General features: G+C 35.4%; 21 protein-coding genes. 6 read left to right on the forward strand and 15 right to left on the reverse strand.

Annotated features, from left to right (window positions below):
- Window positions 1-40: 40 nt before the first annotated feature.
- On the reverse strand, window positions 41-469 hold the full coding sequence (locus tag ACEN2N_RS04675; protein WP_133687698.1) for an FKBP-type peptidyl-prolyl cis-trans isomerase: 429 nt from the start codon (window positions 467-469) through the stop codon (window positions 41-43).
- Between the two features lie 263 nt (window positions 470-732).
- Here ACEN2N_RS04675 and ACEN2N_RS04680 point away from each other — a divergent pair, with 263 nt between their 5' ends.
- Window positions 733-2,241 carry a TolB family protein gene (locus ACEN2N_RS04680; protein ID WP_441823239.1) on the forward strand — a complete coding sequence of 503 codons (1,509 nt, stop codon included), beginning with the start codon at window positions 733-735 and terminating at the stop codon, window positions 2,239-2,241.
- A 31-nt stretch (window positions 2,242-2,272) separates the two neighbouring features.
- On the opposite strand, the gene ACEN2N_RS04685 is transcribed toward ACEN2N_RS04680, so the two are convergent.
- From ACEN2N_RS04685 to ACEN2N_RS04695, 3 genes are all read right to left on the reverse strand, one after another.
- The gene (locus ACEN2N_RS04685) at window positions 2,273-2,815 is read right to left on the reverse strand and encodes a DUF4251 domain-containing protein (RefSeq protein WP_441823240.1); all 543 of its coding nucleotides are present in this window, start codon (window positions 2,813-2,815) and stop codon (window positions 2,273-2,275) included.
- A 54-nt stretch (window positions 2,816-2,869) separates the two neighbouring features.
- Window positions 2,870-3,196, reverse strand: coding sequence for a hypothetical protein (locus tag ACEN2N_RS04690; RefSeq protein ID WP_441823241.1), 327 nt, complete (start codon window positions 3,194-3,196; stop codon window positions 2,870-2,872).
- 116 nt (window positions 3,197-3,312) lie between these two features.
- Window positions 3,313-3,627, reverse strand: a complete 315-nt coding sequence (locus ACEN2N_RS04695) for a hypothetical protein (RefSeq protein WP_441823242.1) — start codon at window positions 3,625-3,627, stop codon at window positions 3,313-3,315.
- Window positions 3,628-3,862: 235 nt separating this feature from the next.
- On the opposite strand from ACEN2N_RS04695, the gene hpf reads away from it, so the two are divergent.
- A complete protein-coding gene (hpf, locus tag ACEN2N_RS04700; protein WP_133687702.1) occupies window positions 3,863-4,165 on the forward strand; it encodes a ribosome hibernation-promoting factor, HPF/YfiA family in 303 nt (100 codons plus the stop codon).
- 12 nt (window positions 4,166-4,177) lie between these two features.
- Here the strand turns inward: hpf and ACEN2N_RS04705 are convergent, their stop codons facing one another.
- The gene (locus tag ACEN2N_RS04705; protein WP_441823243.1) at window positions 4,178-4,519 is read right to left on the reverse strand and encodes a hypothetical protein; all 342 of its coding nucleotides are present in this window, start codon (window positions 4,517-4,519) and stop codon (window positions 4,178-4,180) included.
- Between the two features lie 424 nt (window positions 4,520-4,943).
- On the opposite strand from ACEN2N_RS04705, the gene ACEN2N_RS04710 reads away from it, so the two are divergent.
- Window positions 4,944-5,882 carry a TerC family protein gene (locus tag ACEN2N_RS04710; protein ID WP_424000211.1) on the forward strand — a complete coding sequence of 313 codons (939 nt, stop codon included), beginning with the start codon at window positions 4,944-4,946 and terminating at the stop codon, window positions 5,880-5,882.
- Between the two features lie 24 nt (window positions 5,883-5,906).
- Here ACEN2N_RS04710 and ACEN2N_RS04715 read toward each other — a convergent pair whose 3' ends face one another.
- The 10 genes from ACEN2N_RS04715 to ACEN2N_RS04760 all read right to left on the reverse strand — a co-directional run bounded on the left by ACEN2N_RS04715 (window position 5,907) and on the right by ACEN2N_RS04760 (window position 15,146).
- Complete coding sequence (locus tag ACEN2N_RS04715) at window positions 5,907-6,161, reverse strand: acyl carrier protein (RefSeq protein WP_441823244.1); 255 nt, start codon at window positions 6,159-6,161, stop codon at window positions 5,907-5,909.
- A gap of 42 nt (window positions 6,162-6,203) precedes the next feature.
- Complete coding sequence (locus tag ACEN2N_RS04720; protein WP_441823245.1) at window positions 6,204-7,484, reverse strand: beta-ketoacyl-[acyl-carrier-protein] synthase family protein; 1,281 nt, start codon at window positions 7,482-7,484, stop codon at window positions 6,204-6,206.
- Window positions 7,477-7,926: a 3-hydroxyacyl-ACP dehydratase FabZ family protein gene (locus ACEN2N_RS04725; RefSeq protein ID WP_441823246.1), complete on the reverse strand. Its 450-nt coding sequence runs from the start codon at window positions 7,924-7,926 to the stop codon at window positions 7,477-7,479. The genes ACEN2N_RS04720 and ACEN2N_RS04725 overlap by 8 nt, the downstream gene beginning before the upstream one ends.
- Before the next feature lie 12 nt (window positions 7,927-7,938).
- Entirely contained in the window at window positions 7,939-8,721 is a 783-nt protein-coding gene (locus ACEN2N_RS04730) for an SDR family oxidoreductase (protein WP_441823247.1), read from the reverse strand.
- 18 nt (window positions 8,722-8,739) lie between these two features.
- Window positions 8,740-9,795: a type III polyketide synthase gene (locus ACEN2N_RS04735; protein WP_441823248.1), complete on the reverse strand. Its 1,056-nt coding sequence runs from the start codon at window positions 9,793-9,795 to the stop codon at window positions 8,740-8,742.
- A gap of 23 nt (window positions 9,796-9,818) precedes the next feature.
- Window positions 9,819-10,526, reverse strand: coding sequence for a methyltransferase domain-containing protein (locus ACEN2N_RS04740; protein WP_441823249.1), 708 nt, complete (start codon window positions 10,524-10,526; stop codon window positions 9,819-9,821).
- Complete coding sequence (locus ACEN2N_RS04745) at window positions 10,526-11,647, reverse strand: NAD(P)/FAD-dependent oxidoreductase (protein ID WP_441823250.1); 1,122 nt, start codon at window positions 11,645-11,647, stop codon at window positions 10,526-10,528. The genes ACEN2N_RS04740 and ACEN2N_RS04745 overlap by 1 nt, the downstream gene beginning before the upstream one ends.
- An 81-nt stretch (window positions 11,648-11,728) precedes the next feature.
- Window positions 11,729-12,421, reverse strand: a complete 693-nt coding sequence (locus tag ACEN2N_RS04750) for an OmpA family protein (RefSeq protein WP_424000227.1) — start codon at window positions 12,419-12,421, stop codon at window positions 11,729-11,731.
- 27 nt (window positions 12,422-12,448) lie between these two features.
- The gene (locus ACEN2N_RS04755) at window positions 12,449-12,928 is read right to left on the reverse strand and encodes a lipocalin family protein (RefSeq protein ID WP_424000229.1); all 480 of its coding nucleotides are present in this window, start codon (window positions 12,926-12,928) and stop codon (window positions 12,449-12,451) included.
- A 241-nt stretch (window positions 12,929-13,169) separates the two neighbouring features.
- Window positions 13,170-15,146, reverse strand: coding sequence for an alpha-ketoacid dehydrogenase subunit alpha/beta (locus ACEN2N_RS04760; RefSeq protein ID WP_441823251.1), 1,977 nt, complete (start codon window positions 15,144-15,146; stop codon window positions 13,170-13,172).
- Between the two features lie 121 nt (window positions 15,147-15,267).
- Between ACEN2N_RS04760 and ACEN2N_RS04765 the strand changes: the two genes are divergently transcribed.
- The 3 genes from ACEN2N_RS04765 to ACEN2N_RS04775 all read left to right on the forward strand — a co-directional run bounded on the left by ACEN2N_RS04765 (window position 15,268) and on the right by ACEN2N_RS04775 (window position 17,594).
- Window positions 15,268-16,218 carry an isopenicillin N synthase family dioxygenase gene (locus tag ACEN2N_RS04765; protein WP_424000233.1) on the forward strand — a complete coding sequence of 317 codons (951 nt, stop codon included), beginning with the start codon at window positions 15,268-15,270 and terminating at the stop codon, window positions 16,216-16,218.
- Between the two features lie 5 nt (window positions 16,219-16,223).
- Window positions 16,224-16,553, forward strand: a complete 330-nt coding sequence (locus ACEN2N_RS04770; protein ID WP_441823252.1) for a translation initiation factor — start codon at window positions 16,224-16,226, stop codon at window positions 16,551-16,553.
- 108 nt (window positions 16,554-16,661) lie between these two features.
- The gene (locus tag ACEN2N_RS04775) at window positions 16,662-17,594 is read left to right on the forward strand and encodes a DUF1835 domain-containing protein (protein WP_441823253.1); all 933 of its coding nucleotides are present in this window, start codon (window positions 16,662-16,664) and stop codon (window positions 17,592-17,594) included.

The following is a 17,594-nucleotide window of genomic DNA, read 5'->3' on the forward strand; positions in this document are numbered from 1 at the left end:
CCGCCTATTGGGCGGTTTTTTATATACTAATTTCTACTTCTTATTTAACTTCAACCAATTCTAATTCGAAAGTTAAATCTTGACCAGCCAAAGGGTGGTTTGCATCTACAACGATATCATTTTCGTTTACTTCTGCAACACGTAATTGTCTTTCACTACCATCTGCATTAGTTGCCATAAGTGCCATATCTACTTTTGGCTCCATATCTTGTGGCAAATCTGATTTTGGAACAGTTTGAAAAAGCTCTTTTTGCTTTTCACCGTATGCATCTTCTTTAGCAATTACGATTGTTTTTTTATCATTTGCTTGCATATCCAACAATCCCTTTTCAAAACCAGGTATTAAACTACCTTGTCCCAATTTTACCTCTAAAGGTTCTCTATCTACCGAACTATCAAATATTTGACCATTACTTAATTTACCTGTGTAATGTACTTTTACTTGACTATCTGCTTTTACTTTACTCATACTATAAATTTCTACTATTTCACTTATTTGAGCTGCAAAGGTATTGTTCTCAATAGGGAATAACGAAGATTATGACAAAACCTTCCCTTTTTAGCCTCTTCTTAACATTAAATACTAAAAATCGCTGTCAAACTACACATTGCTAACAGATTGACTTCCCCAAAATGTCTTAATTATTAATAACACTTTGGTTGTTAAGGATGATTAAATGATTTTATTGGGTATATTTAAATGTCAACTTATCGAGCTCAAAACAACATATCATGAAACCATTTTCAGTATTATTTACAATTCTCTTAGTTCTTAGTTCCACAACATTTCAAGCACAGCATAAAATCGGGATTTTTGATGGTCAAATTAGCATTGGTAATCCTAAAGTAAAGGGTTCCGCAACATTTAATTCGGATAACCAAACCTATACTGTTGATGGTGCAGGCACCAATATGTGGTTTGAGAAAGATGAATTTCAATATCTATGGACTACTATACAGGGCGATTTTATTCTGAGGACTACTGTAAATTTTGAAGGAAAAGGCAAAGACCCACACCGTAAAGCAGGATGGATCATAAAAAATAACCTGGACGATAATTCCGCACATGTAAACGCTAGCACACATGGTGACGGACTAACATCTCTACAATACCGTAAAACCGTTGGTGGACTAACGGAAGAAGTAAAATCTTCTCACGAATACCCAACCATTATTCAATTAGAACGACGTGGTACTACCTATATAATGTCTACCGCTAAGTTTGGTGAAGAATTCACTAGTATTGAACTAACCGATATGGATTTGGATAACGAAGTCTATGTGGGCTTATATGTTTGTTCTCACAACCCCAAAGTTTTAGAGCGTGCCACTTTTAGTAATGTAAGGATGGTAAAACCAGTTAGAGATGACTACCAAGCATACCACGAGTATATTGGTAGTAATCTAGAGTTGATGGATGTAGAAACCGGACAGAGAGAAATTATTTACCATTCTGCACATTCTATACAAGCCCCAAATTGGACCGTTGATGGTAAAAAATTGATCTATAATTCTAAAGGTCGTTTGTATAATTATGAGCTAGAAACCAATTCTATCACCCCTTTAAATACCGGATTTGCCATAAAAAACAACAATGACCATGTTTTAACTTTTGATGGAAAATTGTTAGGCATTAGTCACCATAATCAAGATGACAATGGAGATTCTGCTTTATACTATTTACCAACCAATGGAGACTCTAATCCAAAAGTGGTTACAAAACCAGGCGTGGGTGCATCTTACTTGCATGGTTGGTCGCCCAATAATAAAGAGATGATTTTCACTGGAGATAGAAACGGTTCATATAATATCTTCACTGTCAATGTAAAATCTGGAAAAGAAGAGCAACTAACAGATTTCCTTACTTTGGATGATGGTCCAGAATACACAAAAAATGGGAAGACCATTTTCTTTAATTCTAACCGCACAGGTACCATGCAATTATATAGTATGAAAGCAAATGGCAAGAAACAAACACAACTGACTTTTGATGATTATAACGACTGGTTTCCACATGTAAGTCCGGATCAAAAATGGATAGCTTTTATATCTTTTCCTAAAGAAATCAAATCTAATGACCATCCTTTTTATAAGCATTGTATGCTACGTATTATGCCAATAAAAGGAGGGAAACCTAAAGTTATTGCTCACATATATGGTGGTCAAGGTACAATTAATGTCCCAAGTTGGTCACCAGATAGCAAAAAAATAGCCTTTATAACCAATACAGATAGCTATTAAAGTATTACTATTGATAAAAATACCTAACTAGTTAGTCTTCATCTTTATTGACCTTAATACTACCATCGTATTGAATAGCGTTTCTATTTGCCATGGTAACATAAACTGTGCTTGATTGGCTCGGGTAGACATCCATTAGAATAGTGTAGCGATCGGACTTGTCCGTGATTTGAAAACTAATGGTATATTTTTGCTTATCGGTATCAAACACTTGCAAGTAATTATCGGGCTCGCCTTTAAATTCAACACCAGTAGCAGAACCATAACCACCTCCAAATTGTCGTTCGCCGTAGTAAGGTAAATTGGCAGAAACATTATCTCCAAAAACTTTTAAATAACTATTATTTCCTGATAAGTCTATGCGTGAAATAGTACTGCCAGGAGCAATGAGTCCGCTATTGGCGACTGCATTTAAACTTTGAGTTACCATAGGATTGGCAGATTTAGCCGTAAAGGCAAAATTCTTGGAACTAACTAGTGCATGAATAGGATGTGAATCATCAATCGCCATTTTTGTCGATTTACAACCAAGTAATGCGGTAAATACAAATAGTAAAATAAGTGAAGTTCTCATAGAAGCTATAATTAATCACCCATTAAGCTACCAATTCTATGCCAAAGAAGAAATTTAATCTTCAAACTCTTCTTCTTCAAATTCAGTATTAACCAATACCGTTTTTTTGAAATTTATAGCTCTGGATTCTTTATAAAATCCTTTAATTAATCGTTGACGTTTTCTATCGGAAATATCCAAGGTGTCAAGTCCTCTTATTTTCTGCTTCAATGCTTCTCGTTGTAACATAGTTGCAGTTTCATAATTAGGCTCAAACTGAAACATTACAGGACCTTCATCTTCTTCGTTCGAGTTGGTTTTTTTAGAATCGTTCGTTTGTGAATACGACAAACCTGTAAAAAATAAAGAGCAGCAAATAGTTAGCCGCATTAAAGTTTTCATATTAATATAGTAAGTGTTCTAGGTCTAAATTAAGAACATTTATTATAAAATTGAATTAATAGGATAACATAATGATAAATAATGGATTTTTTACCAATTGGCTAAGAAATAGGTCGTTAAACGGGTTGTCTAAATTTTAATGCATACTCCATAAAATCAAATTCAAGTTCGAAAGTTTCGCGAATATGATAGTTGACCATTTTATATTGTTCAGGCAATAAATCTTTTGAAGATTTCATAAATTCTAACAGCTTCTTGTTGGCATCTGAAAGATGCGCAATTTTATTCATTAGATACACCTTGGTTTCGAATAATGCCATAGTGGTAGGCTCATATAAATAAGAATCTACCCTAATTTTAAAAAGCTGAATAGTGTTGTAACACCGTTCTAATTTGCCTAAACACATCGATACATCCTGTCCATTCTCCATAGCTGTCTTATTAAAAAAATGAATTTGTGGGAAATTTACCTCAAAGTAAATGAAGAAAGTGTTATTTTCAACTATGATTTTGTAAGTTTAACTAAACTTTAAAATAGCATCGTAATTGCTAACTTTTTAGAAACAAAAGGATTAGAAAACCTTAACATTCGACTTGGCAATCTTTAAGAATTATTTAATTGGTATGCTCTACTATAATGAGTACCTTAAACTAAACTTTTAACCTATGAATATCAATTTTGAATACGACGATGTAAAAGCCAGCAATCGATTAGAGATCATGGCAGCGCAAAAACTTGAAAAATTATTGGACAAATTCGATTTTATAGTAAGGTCTGATGTTTTTTTCAAAAAAGAAAATACCTCTTCACCCGATTCAGGTATGGTATGTAATATACGCTTAAGTGCACCGGGTCCACGCTTGTTCGCGCAGTCATCTTGTGGTAGCTTTGAAGCTGCGATCGCTTCATCAATAGAAGATTTGCAAAGACAATTAGAAAAAAGAAAAGCAAAAATGCAGTCTCATTAGACTGCATTTTTTTTATTGTTCGACAACTTCATCAGACTTCGTGCGATTCGCAATCACAGCCTGTACTTTTTCAGAAAAAGGATTCCGCTTTAGCTCTTGAATCAATCTCTTTCTTCTTCCATCAGAAATATCCATAGAATCTAAAATCTCTTTCATACGATATTGATACGCTAAACGGCTCTGTTTTAATGCCACACGTTCAGATGCCGTAAGTACATAATCAGATTCAAACTGATTTAAAAGCATCCGTTGTTTTACTCGAGCATCAAACTGCAAAGAATCTTGAGCAAAGGCAGTGTTCATACATAATATCATATATAACAAAACACCCCCAAAAATGGTTAGTTTTTTCATTTTAATAGCTTGTTCTACCTTAAAATTAATACTTAAAAATTGATTTTCTCTTAATTATTAAATAAACTAGCAGTTAATCGAGTAAAGTTGCTGGTTTATCGCTTAATTATAATATGTGCTAATAACTCAAATAAATCATTTGGCTTTAGGGCATTTTATAAGAATAGAGCACTACTTCTCATTAATTTTAAATTAAAAATAAAGTTGCCAACCCCTGTTTTATAATAGAAATGTGTCTAATTACCCTGTTCTGCCTTTTTAAGATTAATAAACTGAGTTAAAACATCCATCTATTAGCAGAGAATGACGCAAATTTGCCAAAAGATTAAATTGGTAGTAAATTGATTTTCAATTCATCAACATTTAAAAGAATTGAAATAGTTGAAGTCAATTTTTAATACATTTGCATCTTCAAAAATTTAATATGATAGTCTGGATTATTTTTGTTGCCGTAGTACTTGTTTTTCTTGCGTTAGATTTAGGTGTCTTTCATAAGAATGAACATGTAATAAAATCTAAAGAAGCGGGAATTTGGACTGCTATTTTTGTAACGGTTGCTTTTGCCTTTAGTGGTGTTATCTATTGGTTGTTTAGTGCCGAATTAATTGACAACCCCACAGGACTAACGCCAAATGATGCAGTTCTAAAATATATTACCGGGTATCTTATCGAATTATCTCTAAGTGTTGATAACGTATTCGTTATCGCGGTTATCTTCTCTTCTTTTAAAATACCGGCATTGTACCAACACCGTGTTTTGTTTTGGGGTATTTTGGGTGCGATTGTATTTAGAGCATTAATGATCTTTTTCGGAGTTGCGCTAATTACCAAGTTTGAATGGATCATTTATGTCTTTGGTGTATTCCTTTTATATACTGCATTTAATATGCTTAAAGGTGAAGACGATGATTTTGACCCTCAGAATTCTTTTGTTTTTAAACAGATCAAAAAAATATACCCAGTTACATCGACAATGCACGGTCATGATTTTTTCGTAAAACGAATGGGTATTAATGCTGCTACTCCCCTATTTGTTGCCCTTATTGTTATTGAACTTACCGATATTCTTTTTGCTTTAGATAGTATACCTGCAATTTTAGCAATTACGGCTGATCCTTTTATCGTCTTCACATCGAATATCTTAGCTATTTTAGGATTGCGTTCAATGTATTTCTTGATTTCAAGAATGCTTGAGAAGTTCAGATATATCAATTATAGTCTTGTGGTTATTCTTGCCTTTGTAGGTTTAAAAATGCTATTCTCTCATTACATACATTTACCTGAATGGGTATCCTTAACTGTGATATCCGTAGCATTAGTATCGGGCATATTAGCCTCTACCTTTATTAAGAATAAAGAATAACTCTTAAGATAGCTTCTTAGAACTTCACTTTTCAGCTAGCTTGGCATCGATAATTGCCATGGCATCATTGACCGTTTGCATTTGATCCATATCATCATTTTCTAAACGAATGTCGAACGCATCTTCAACATCTAATACAATATCAACAAGATTTGCAGAATTGATATTGAGGTCGTTCATGAAGTGGCTGTCTTGCTGAATATCAGTAACTGCTACGTCTTCGGGAAGATAGATTTTTATAATTTCTTTTAATTTCTGATATTTTTCTTCGTTATGCATATTTATTTTCTTGTAACATACCTTACGGTATTCTTTTAATTTCTATTTGTTTTTCGAGAATGCTTTAAATATAACACAAGCATTTACATCTCCGAATCCGAAGCTTGCTTTGGCTATATATTTAGGTGAATAATTCATAGTTTCCCTTGGGATGCAAGAATCAGAAATCACTCTAGAAATCTCTGGATGTATATCGTCACAGTTCACATTTTTAAACACTACATGTTCTTTAAACTGCAAAACGGATGCAACACATTCAATACTACCTGCTGCTGCCAAACAATGACCAACAGCACCTTTAAACGAATTTATATAAGGAAAATCAGTATTTTTTCTACCTAAAGCCGCACTCCAGTTTTCAATTTCCAACCCATCTTTGGTTGTTGCCGTTAAATGTCCGTTTATAACATCAATATCAGCAGCATCAACACCCGCAGTGCCTACTGCATTTCGTATGCAACGCTGAACAGCCATACTATTTGGTGCGGTCATTGAACCTTCCCCTAATTGTCCTCCACTATTAACTTCACCTCCTAGTACTTCTGCATATATATACGCTCCTCGTTTTTGAGCACTTTCCAAAGACTCCAACACCAATGCTCCTGCCCCACTACCAGGAATGAACCCGGCTGCAGAGGCACTCATTGGTCTGCTTGCCTTGGTAGGGTTGTCATTATACGCTCTTGGTAAAATACGCATAGCATCAAAGCCTCCCCATACATACGGACCACTATCACTACAACTACCGGTCAACATTATTTCAGCTTTGCCCTGGCTAATGCGGTCATATGCCATCAAAACACCCTCGGTACCCGTTGTACATGCTGCAGAATTTGTGGTGACTTGATTTCCGCAACCTAACAATCCGCCTAAATAGGCACTTATACCGCTTGCCATCGTCTGTATAACGGAAGTACTGCCGAGCCTACGAACATTTCCTTCATCGATTAAATGAATGGCTTCCCTAAATTTATCGACGCCTAAAATGCCGGTACCAAAAATGATTCCGCGATCCCAGCTTGGCTCATCAGTTGTATTTTTTTCTAACCCGGCATCTTTCCAAGCATCAACACCAGCAATGACTCCGTAAACGATTCCCGTTGCATTTAATCCTCTGCGCTCTAGCGGAGTAAAATAGTTATCTATGAGCTTATCTTTTACCAAAGGCTCACCAGCAACTTGACAACCAAAACCTAGCTTCTCTAGATTTGGCTGATGTCGGAGTCCGCTTTTACCTTCTAACAAAGCATTCGTAAAATCGGTAAGTCCCACGCCATTAGGCGCACATACTCCCAAACCTGTTATGACAACTCTTCTATTCATTACTTGTACCTATCATGCCCGCAACTGCACCCTTACAGACTAATTTATCATCTTCGTCATACATTTTCACAGTACATTTTAGTTTCTGAAACCTAAAATAAACCAGTTCTGAAATTACCTTAACGCGTTCTCCCGGAAAAACAGGCAGCAGAAACTCCATTTCAGAACTACTCATTCCTATTTTTAGGTTTGAAAGTTTGGTTTCTTGTCCTAATAGATAAATTCCTAAGCAGACCAAACCTATTTGTGCACAGCACTCCGTTAATAATACGCCTGGTGTAACGGGATTGTCTTTGAAATGCCCTTTAAAAAAATCTGCTTCTGGTGAAAATCGGTAGTTGCCCTCAACTCCTTTTTCATCAATATGCTGAATTTCGTCCACAAAAAGAAACGGTGGCGTGTATGGTAATTCATCCAATATCCATTCGAAAGATTCTTTCATAGCCTTAACATCTTATATTAAACTTTCACCACCATCAACTTTAATAACCGTACCCGTAATCCATTTTGCTTCATCGGTTGTAAGCAAATACACTGCATTTGCGACGTCTTCGGGAGTTGTCAATCGATTATTCGGATTCCTCTTTAACGCATTTTCTTTGATCTGCTCATAACCCGGAATCATAGATAACGATTTAGTCATAGTAATACCAGCTTGTATGCAATTTGCTTTTATACCGATCGGTGCAAATTCTAATGCCATACTTCTAGTCAATGCTTCTAAAGCTACTTTAGCTACCGAAACAGCACTATAATTTGGTAATGCTTTGGTGTTCCCTTCACTTGTAAACGATATAACCCGCGTATCTTCTGCAAAAAGCTTGGCTTCTACCAAAGCTTTTGTCCATTCATATAGACTCAGAGCCATCGCATCAAAAGTAATTCTATAATCAGTATCGGTTAATGTAGGTCCGTTTTCTGAATACATGGGCTTTAGGGTTCCTTTAGCCACACTGTGTACCAATACTTTTAACTGGTTTCCCTCAGGTAAATTTTGCTGAATTTGGGCTACAATTTCTGGTCGCTTTGCTGCATTCAAAGCATCTACATTCATGCCAATAACTGCATTACCATAAGAACGAATTTCATTAAACGCCATTTCTATAACTTCCATATCGGCACGTCTATCTCGGTGAAGAATTAGTATATGATAACCGTGTTTAGCCAATTTCTTCGCCGTAGCTAATCCGAGTCCGCTACTTCCTCCTAAAATCAAAGCCCAATAGGTATTTTTCATAGTTGTTATTTGATTATACTACCATTCTATCAATACACGTTGAGCCGAGAAACCGGGACCAAAACTTAATATCAAACCCTGTTCGCCTTCTGATATATCTTTTTCTAAAAAACGTTCTAACACGTATAAAACAGTGGCACTACTCATATTTCCATAAAGTCTTAAAACTTCTCTTGTATCATCAATATTCTTGCCTAAGGCACCAAAAAGTGATTCTACGGTTTGCACTATTTTCTTTCCTCCGGGATGAAAAATTAAATGGTCTACGTTCTGAATATCACTGCCGTATTTTTCTAAAAATGGATGTACAATATCAGAAAAATGATTCGAAATTGTTTCGGGTACAGCAGGATCAAGAATCATTTTTAATCCGTGATTGGTCAAATCAAATCCCATCATCTGTGTAGCATCTTTAAAGTGATACATTTCTTCACCTATAATCTTTGGACCGACAGCATCTACTTCTGACGATAGCAACACACATGCCGCACCATCTCCAAAAATTGCTGCACTTACCATATTTGCCATGGAATAATCTTCTAGCTGAAATGTGGCAGTTGGACTCTCTACAGCAACCAAAGCAATACGCTTACCAGGATTTGACTTTAAAAAGTTGTGTGCATAGATGAGTCCCGAAACTCCCGCAGCGCAACCCATTTCTGTAACTGGCAATCTTACCACATCTTGTCGCAACCCCAATTCATTAATTAAATAGGCATCTAAAGACGGAATCATAATACCGGTACAACTAACGGTAATAATATAATCGATAGATGAAGCGTCCCAATTACTTTTCTGCAAGGCATTTCTGAGCACATTCGAACCCATACGTTTAGCCTCCCTACTATATATTTTATTTTTATCTTCAAAAGAGGTGGTTACGAACACTTCTTCGGGTGGCATAATGGAATACCGCCTATCTACTGCGGCACCTTCAAAAATCTTTACCACTTTTCGTGAAAAGCGTTCTTCTTGCCCGCTTAGCCAAAACTCTACTAGTGGAATGATATCTTTTGTATCTCTATAAAACGCGGGTAATTCTTTAGTAACGCTAACAATTTTTGTGTGATTCATAATTATTATTAATCTTCAATCTACTACTTCTTTTTTAAAACCCATATATATCTAAAAGCCCATTTCCATTGAATATGGTGTGATGCGGTTGTAACCTTATTGGCAAAATGCTCTAATTCTTCCTTTTTAAACGCCCTTCGTATAGATAAGAGTCCGTCTTTCTTGGCAATCTCAGTTTTTATAAAGAAGAAACTGAATGCCTTGAATAAATAATACGCAACGGGACTCCGTTCCAAATCATTTATGACGACACCTAACTTTGCTATTTCTACAAAACGATTTACAAACTCAACTACTCCTTCATCTGTAAAATGATGCAAGGTTAATGTCGTCATGACCACATCAACATTCCACTCAGAAAAATCAGTTTTTAAAATATCGGTATTCAAGTAACTTATCTCAGGATAATCGGTTGAATATTGCTGTGCTAACTGTAAACTTTGTTCATTAAAGTCAACACCTATCAATTGTAAAGTAATATTCTTTTTTCTGGCTTCATCTGCAAGCTTTCTTAGCATGGTTCCTTCGGCACAACCCATATCTAAAATCGTATACGATTTTTTAATTCCTGAACCAATCAGCTCAAAAACAGCACTTAAAGTAATACTATAACCCCCTAATAATTTATTTACCTTATTAATATCTTGAAGTATAGCTTCTAGTTCAGTTGTAGTACCCGAAAAGGTATCCATAATCTCAATTTCTGAACTTCTTTGCTTAAAATCTACCATTATGAAATCAGTTGTCCATGGGTTTTTGAAATGATAAACTTTACTATTGATTTTGATTTTCCGACGGATTTAATTCCCATTGAAACTAATGTTTTATTCATTAATACACCCTGTAATCTTCTCCCGAACCATAATCGATTACTAAATTCCTTTGACCATGATTTTTTATAATCTCGTTCCAAAAGCTCACGCGTATATTTTGGGTCATTAAAAAAGCGCAATGTCAATTCTGAAGCAATCTTAGCACTATGAATAGCCATCGCCATACCATTACCGCAAAGCGGATGAATGAGCCCTGCAGTATCACCACACATTAGCATATGACCAACGACACTTTCTTTTCTATCAAATGCAATTTGGGCAATTGTCATAGGTTGCTCGAAAATAGGTTCGGCATTTTCTAAAAACTTATTCAGAAATGGATTTACTGCTATAACGTTGGAGTTAAAACTACTGATATCCTTAAATTTTTTGAAACTATTATAATTAACCAAATAACAGAAATTGACATCTCCTGTTTCCGTCTTTGACAATCCGCCATAACCACCTTCGAAATTATGTAAACCTACCAGCGCATCAGGAAAATCAGCCATTTTGTAATGGGACTTCACAGCCAACCAAGATTGTTTTTTATCACTAAATGCCCGCTCCATTTTCTTATCTAGAACAGAGCGCTTACCATAAGCGCCGATGGCTATTTTTGAGGTGTAGGTATTAGATTTTGTACTGATTGTAAACCGATTATTGTCGTAGGCTGTATTAATTACTTTCTCAAAATAAAAAGTAACCCCTAGCTCGATTGCCCTTGTACATAAAAGCTGATCAAAAGCAAACCTGCTTATTCCGAATCCGCCTAATGGCAAATCGGTCTCAATAATGAAACCGTCTAATGTACTTATCTGAAATTTCGAAATATCTACAGCTCCAAAAACTTTTAAATCTACCCCTACCCGTTTTAGATAAGGATCGACTTCTTTTGAGACATATTCTCCACACACCTTATGATGGGGATATGGCTGCATTTCAATCACGGCAACATCCAATCCTTCCGAGGCCAAATGAATAGCAGCAGTCAAACCCGCTAATCCGCCTCCTATAATAAGTATGCCGTGTTCTTTCACTGCATGAAAGTTACACCAAAAACAAAAAAGCCCTGCATATGCAGGGCTTTTATTTTAACGCTAAACCATAATATATAGTTCTTAGTTTGTCTTTGTCTGTGCTTCCTGTTTTAAAGACTCACTAGCAACAATAGCTAATTCTACACGTCTGTTCTTAGCTTTACCTGCAGTAGTCGTATTATCTCCAACAGGTTGCGTTTCGCCATACCACTTGGTATCAAATCGGCTTGCATCGATACCCTGACTAATTAAATAATTAGTAACAGATTCTGCTCTTTGTTTTGAAAGGGTAAGGTTATATTCATCGGCACCAGCACTATCAGTATGCCCTTCTACTAAAATATTAGATTGTGGGTACTCTTTAAAAATACCAACTAGTTTATTTAATGTTGTTGCAGATGTACCTTGAACATTAGATTTATTGGTATCGAAATAAACACCCGCATCTTCATTAAATGTAACATTGATACCTTCACCTACACGCTTTACTTCTGCACCAGGTATTTCTTCTTCGATACGTTCTGCTTGACGGTCCATTCTATTACCGATATAACCACCGGCTGCACCACCTATGGCTGCACCTAAAATTGCACCAAGAGCAGTATTATTACCACTACCAACGTTGTTACCTAAAACACCACCGATTACGGCACCACCCGTAGCGCCTATAACAGCACCTTTTTGAGTTTTATTTGCATTTTTAACCGTACTGCAGCTCATTACCATGGCAAGAGCGATTACATAACTAGTTCTTCGAATTATCATTGTTTTCATATGCTTATTTTAAATTTAAGTAGGTTTTTATTTTTTACTGAATTGATACACCACATTTATAGGGGCACCTTCGACCATGACATTAGATTTTAATGTCATTGCCGATTCGGTCAAGTTCTCGATATTTAAACGATAACCTGCACCACCAGAAATATCTTGATTTTTTTCATTAATGAATTTAAATTGTAACTGGCTAGTGTAATTCTCTTCACGTTCTACAACAGACCATCTAATATAACGGTCTCCACCGGTACAAAATGTAGATTGATTAATAGTGTATCTACCGGTACTATTGTTATCTCTAAAGAACCATTCGCTACCTTCTAGACAAATATCTTCTACGTCATTAAATAATACCGCCTTTACATTGCCTGTATTACCCTCAAAGGAAACATCATTTAATGTCCATGTGCCACTTAGCAAATTTCTCTTTCCTCTCGCATCTTTTGACACTGAACATGAAGATATTACAAGTACGATACTAAAAAGCCAAATCATTTTTTTCATAAGTAAATTTATTTAGGTTTAATCTATATACGTTTAATGGTATTTTTTGGATGGATACATTTTAAATATTCGACCAATTACCACCCAAAGATGCTGCTAAATAATTGTACCTATTACCTCTTTTAACAAATTTGTTGACGGGTTTACTCAATAATCGAGATTATAATGTTTAGATATATACCCCGAATTCTAATAATTGCTCATTTAATAATGCCGGATAGACATTTTATAAGTTAGTTTACTAATATGCTATTAGTTCTTTTAATTCAGATTCGAACCTAGACTTGGATAAATATTGCTCTTCAAGCTTGGTATTAAAAGGTATCGGCGTTTCTAAACTACCCACCCTTTTTATAGGACCATCTAGGTATTGAAAACAATTCTCCATTACCATCGCCGATATATCACTTGCTATTCCCCCAAAAAGGCTGTCTTCCTGTAAAATAATTAATTTTCCAGTACGCTGTACAGATTCATAAATCGCTATCGTATCTAAAGGTTGTAAACTTCTTAGATCCAACAAATCAGCACGAATATCAGTGTTCTTTTCTAAAGTTTCTAAAGCCCAATGTACTCCTGCACCGTAAGTGACAATCGTAATTTGATCACCTTGTTTTAACAAACTTGCTTTACCTAAAGGTAACGTGTAATAATAAGCTGGCACATCTTGATATAAACTTCTATACAACCCCTTATGTTCAAAAAACAAAACAGGATTTGGATCTTCTATAGCTGTTGTCAACAACCCTTTCGCATCATATGGGAATGCGGGATATACCACTTTTAATCCGGGAGTTTTGGTAAACCAAGCTTCATTTGTTTGTGAATGAAACGGTCCGGCAGATACTCCGCCTCCACAAGGCATACGAATTACAACATCTGCTTTCGCTCCCCATCTATAGTAACTTTTAGCTAAATAGTTGACAATTGGGTTAAAGCCGCTACTGGCGAAATCGGCAAATTGCATTTCCATAACCGCCTTCATACCATTGATAGATAAGCCCATTGCCGCAGATACAATTGCCGATTCACATATAGGTGTATTGCGAACGCGCTCTTTACCAAATTCGTTTACGAAGCCTTCCGTTATTTTGAACACACCACCATATTCTGCAACATCTTGCCCCATGATAACTAGGTTATCAAATTTTTGCATCGACTGCCTTAATCCTTCAGAAATAGCATCTACCAAACGAATATTATTTACAAAATTACTAGGCTCAATCTCTACTAAATCAAAATTTTGATATACCTCACTTAATTCTTTACTTTGATCTGGTATAATTGCCTCTTCTTCATTGGCTAATTTTAAATTTTCGTCGATTTCAACTTGTATTTCCTCTTTATAAGTAGCTATACTATTTTCTGTCAAGAGTCTTTCACTTATCAAATACTGCGTAAAATTTTCTAATGGATCTTTCTCTGCCCAAACATCTAAAAGCTCTTGGGGTACATATTTTGTTCCACTTGCCTCTTCATGTCCGCGCATGCGAAATGTTTTAAATTCTAACAAAATAGGTCTTGGATTTATTCTCATATCCCGAACCAATTCCGAAACCTTGTAATAGACCTCTAATATGTTATTACCATCTATTATATGAGACTCCATTCCGTATCCTACCCCCTTATCTGCAATATGTTCACACTTAAATTGCTCATTGGTTGGCGTTGACAGCCCGTAACCATTATTCTCTACACAGAAAAGAACTGGTAAATTCCAGACAGAAGCGACATTTAATGCTTCATGAAAATCACCCTCACTTGTGGCGCCTTCTCCAGTAAATACAGCAGTTACGTTCTTTTCATATTTTAATTTATGAGCTAGGGCTATACCATCTGCCACACCTAATTGCGGTCCTAAGTGCGATATCATACCAACGATCTTATAATCTTGTGTGCCAAAATGAAAGCTACGGTCTCTTCCTTGGGTGAATCCGCTTGCCTTACCTTGCCATTGTGCGAAAAGTCTAAATAAAGGAATCTCTCTTGCAGTAAATACACCTAAATTTCTATGCATAGGTAAAATGTACTCATCACTACTCAATGCAGTAGTAACACCTACAGAAATTGCCTCTTGACCTATGCCGCTAAACCATTTAGATATTTTACCCTGTCTTAGAAGAATCAACATCTTTTCCTCAATCATTCGAGGTTTAAGCATTGATTTATATAGCTTTAATTTTATATTGTCAGCTACTTTAAAATCGGTGTAATTCATTGATTTGGTCAATTTTGACTATTAAAATATAAATGTAACAAAAAAGCAAATAAAAAGTATAGATTATAACAAGGCTTGTAAATCCACAATAATTATTAATTTTACACAAATTCTTTACAATATGAGCTTAGTACCTAGTGTAGATTTATCCGATTTTCTTTCTGACGACCCAAAAAGAAAACAAAAGTTTATTGATGAAATTGGAAAAGCCTTTGAAGAAATTGGCTTTGTTGCCTTAGGTGGTCACTTTCTTTCAGACAAGTTAGTAGATTCTTTATATGCTGAAATTAAAGATTTCTTTGATTTGCCCGGCGAAGTAAAAGATGGTTACCAAATTGAAGGAATAGGCGGTCAACGTGGTTATACTTCTTTCGGTAAGGAACATGCAAAAGGTAGAAAAGAAGGCGATTTAAAAGAATTTTGGCATTTCGGACAGTATGTGGAGGATAATGATGAATTAGAAAAGGAATACCCAGCTAATGTGATGGTAAAAGAATTACCACAGTTTAATAAAGTTGGAGAAGAAACCTATAAGATGTTAGAAAAAACAGCTAAATATGTTTTACGTGCCTTAGCCCTTCATTTAAATCTTGATGAATTCTACTTTGATGAATTTATCAAAAACGGAAATTCAATATTGCGCCCAATACATTACCCACCAATTACCTCCGAGCCTAAAAACGCAGTTAGAGCTGCAGCTCATGGTGATATTAATCTAATAACGCTTTTAATGGGAGCACATGGTAAAGGATTACAAGTTCAAAACCACGAAGGTGAATGGGTAGATGCTATCGCAAGACCCGATCAATTAATGATCAATGTTGGCGATATGTTATCTAGACTAACAAACAACAAACTTTTATCGACTATTCATCAAGTGGTGAATCCTCCAAAAGAATTATGGGGAACATCAAGATATTCGGTGCCCTTTTTTATGCACCCAGTTAGCGAAATGCCTTTAAATTGTTTAGAGAACTGTATTGATGAAGAGCACCCTAAACTTTATACTGATATTACTGCAGGTGAATTTCTTCATGAGCGCTTAATCGAACTAGGGTTAATTAAAAAATAACCACAATGGACCTTAAAGACCAGTTAAAAAATTTATTTCCTGATCACGAACAACAAGATGTTCCGGTTGAAAATGAAGCAAAAAAAGACATTTGGCTTCAAGATGACCCGATCATTTGCAAGTACGAAAAGCGAAAGGGCAAACCTATTACCATCTTAGAAGGGTATACCGGCGCCGATGAAGATTTTAAAAAGCTGGCTAAAGAATTAAAGACAAAATTGAGTGTTGGCGGTAGTTTTAAGGATAATAAAATTATTATTCAAGGCGATTATCGCGATAAAATTATGGCTCTACTTAAAGATAAAGGTTTCGCAGTCAAGCGTGTAGGTGGATAGTTTAGTAAAATAACTTACTTTTAAAGTTCCATTTGTTTTCTGTTAAATAATTTTTTAACGTTGTTATTAGTATTATTTTTATTCTAATTAAACTAAATCAAACCTGGTATGAGTTCTCTCTTGCACATTACCAATGGGGATGTTTTCACCGAACGTCTTCAAAAATTAAATTTAGGTGGTGATGTCATTACTTGGCGCGAAATGCTTTGTGAAGGTCAAACATTACCAACCGTAGGTACAGAAACCTTCTGGAAAGCTCGTTTCGAGTTTCTTCATAAAAACTATAAAGTTTCAAAATCATGGTTTATTGAGAAAACCCTGAAAGAATATAGGTCATTATGTAGCCATAAACAGCAAGATCATATTGTACTTTGGTTCGAGTATGATCTTTTTTGTCAAGTGAATATGCTAGCTGTTATCAGTTGGCTGCTTACCCATAGAAAATACGCTCAAATATCTTTGGTCTGTAGTGGTAATGAAGATGAAACAGACAAAATGTATAGTCTTAACGAGCTTACTAATGAGCAGCTATTAGATCTTTACAAGAATAAAAAGATATTAACACAAGATGATACCGAGTATGCCGATTATGTTTGGCAGCTATATTGTAGCAATAACCCAATTCGATTAGAGAATTTAACGGATTTCAAAGATTATCAGTTCGATTATCTTGGTGATGCCGTTAAATCTCATTTAAAACGTTTTCCGAGTATAAACAACGGTTTAAATGAAATGGAGAATACCATTTTAAAATTAGCGGTCGACAAAAAACCGAAATCGAAAACAGAATACATGGATGTTTTACTAAAAAACCAAGGCAACCTTGGTTTTTCAAATACACAGTACGACCGGGCGTTAACAAGGTTAAAGCCATTAATTACTAGCTTAAACCCTGTTCGAATATCTAAAAAAGGCAAGGAAATTCTAGAAGGTAAAACGAGTTATTACTCTTGTATTCAAGACAACGATGTGTATTTAGGAGGCGCATTGAAATACAATTTCCTATATAATACCTCTACTAACAGAATTTTAAAATTATAG

This window comes from Maribacter spongiicola (assembly GCF_052119685.1).
GTDB classification, from domain to species: domain Bacteria; phylum Bacteroidota; class Bacteroidia; order Flavobacteriales; family Flavobacteriaceae; genus Maribacter; species Maribacter spongiicola_A.

Coding starts and splice junctions, on each gene's coding strand:
- ACEN2N_RS04685 (WP_441823240.1), bottom strand. CDS start 2,815: ATGAGAACTTCACTTATTTTACTATTTGTATTTACCGCATTACTTGGT.
- ACEN2N_RS04710 (WP_424000211.1), top strand. CDS start 4,944: ATGATAGTCTGGATTATTTTTGTTGCCGTAGTACTTGTTTTTCTTGCG.
- ACEN2N_RS04755 (WP_424000229.1), bottom strand. CDS start 12,928: ATGAAAAAAATGATTTGGCTTTTTAGTATCGTACTTGTAATATCTTCA.
- ACEN2N_RS04760 (WP_441823251.1), bottom strand. CDS start 15,146: ATGAATTACACCGATTTTAAAGTAGCTGACAATATAAAATTAAAGCTA.
- ACEN2N_RS04735 (WP_441823248.1), bottom strand. CDS start 9,795: ATGAATCACACAAAAATTGTTAGCGTTACTAAAGAATTACCCGCGTTT.
- ACEN2N_RS04675 (WP_133687698.1), bottom strand. CDS start 469: ATGAGTAAAGTAAAAGCAGATAGTCAAGTAAAAGTACATTACACAGGT.
- ACEN2N_RS04770 (WP_441823252.1), top strand. CDS start 16,224: ATGGACCTTAAAGACCAGTTAAAAAATTTATTTCCTGATCACGAACAA.
- ACEN2N_RS04765 (WP_424000233.1), top strand. CDS start 15,268: ATGAGCTTAGTACCTAGTGTAGATTTATCCGATTTTCTTTCTGACGAC.
- ACEN2N_RS04690 (WP_441823241.1), bottom strand. CDS start 3,196: ATGAAAACTTTAATGCGGCTAACTATTTGCTGCTCTTTATTTTTTACA.
- ACEN2N_RS04730 (WP_441823247.1), bottom strand. CDS start 8,721: ATGAAAAATACCTATTGGGCTTTGATTTTAGGAGGAAGTAGCGGACTC.
- ACEN2N_RS04775 (WP_441823253.1), top strand. CDS start 16,662: ATGAGTTCTCTCTTGCACATTACCAATGGGGATGTTTTCACCGAACGT.
- ACEN2N_RS04720 (WP_441823245.1), bottom strand. CDS start 7,484: ATGAATAGAAGAGTTGTCATAACAGGTTTGGGAGTATGTGCGCCTAAT.
- ACEN2N_RS04705 (WP_441823243.1), bottom strand. CDS start 4,519: ATGAAAAAACTAACCATTTTTGGGGGTGTTTTGTTATATATGATATTA.
- ACEN2N_RS04750 (WP_424000227.1), bottom strand. CDS start 12,421: ATGAAAACAATGATAATTCGAAGAACTAGTTATGTAATCGCTCTTGCC.
- ACEN2N_RS04695 (WP_441823242.1), bottom strand. CDS start 3,627: ATGGAGAATGGACAGGATGTATCGATGTGTTTAGGCAAATTAGAACGG.
- ACEN2N_RS04715 (WP_441823244.1), bottom strand. CDS start 6,161: ATGCATAACGAAGAAAAATATCAGAAATTAAAAGAAATTATAAAAATC.
- ACEN2N_RS04725 (WP_441823246.1), bottom strand. CDS start 7,926: ATGAAAGAATCTTTCGAATGGATATTGGATGAATTACCATACACGCCA.
- ACEN2N_RS04740 (WP_441823249.1), bottom strand. CDS start 10,526: ATGGTAGATTTTAAGCAAAGAAGTTCAGAAATTGAGATTATGGATACC.
- hpf (WP_133687702.1), top strand. CDS start 3,863: ATGAATATCAATTTTGAATACGACGATGTAAAAGCCAGCAATCGATTA.
- ACEN2N_RS04680 (WP_441823239.1), top strand. CDS start 733: ATGAAACCATTTTCAGTATTATTTACAATTCTCTTAGTTCTTAGTTCC.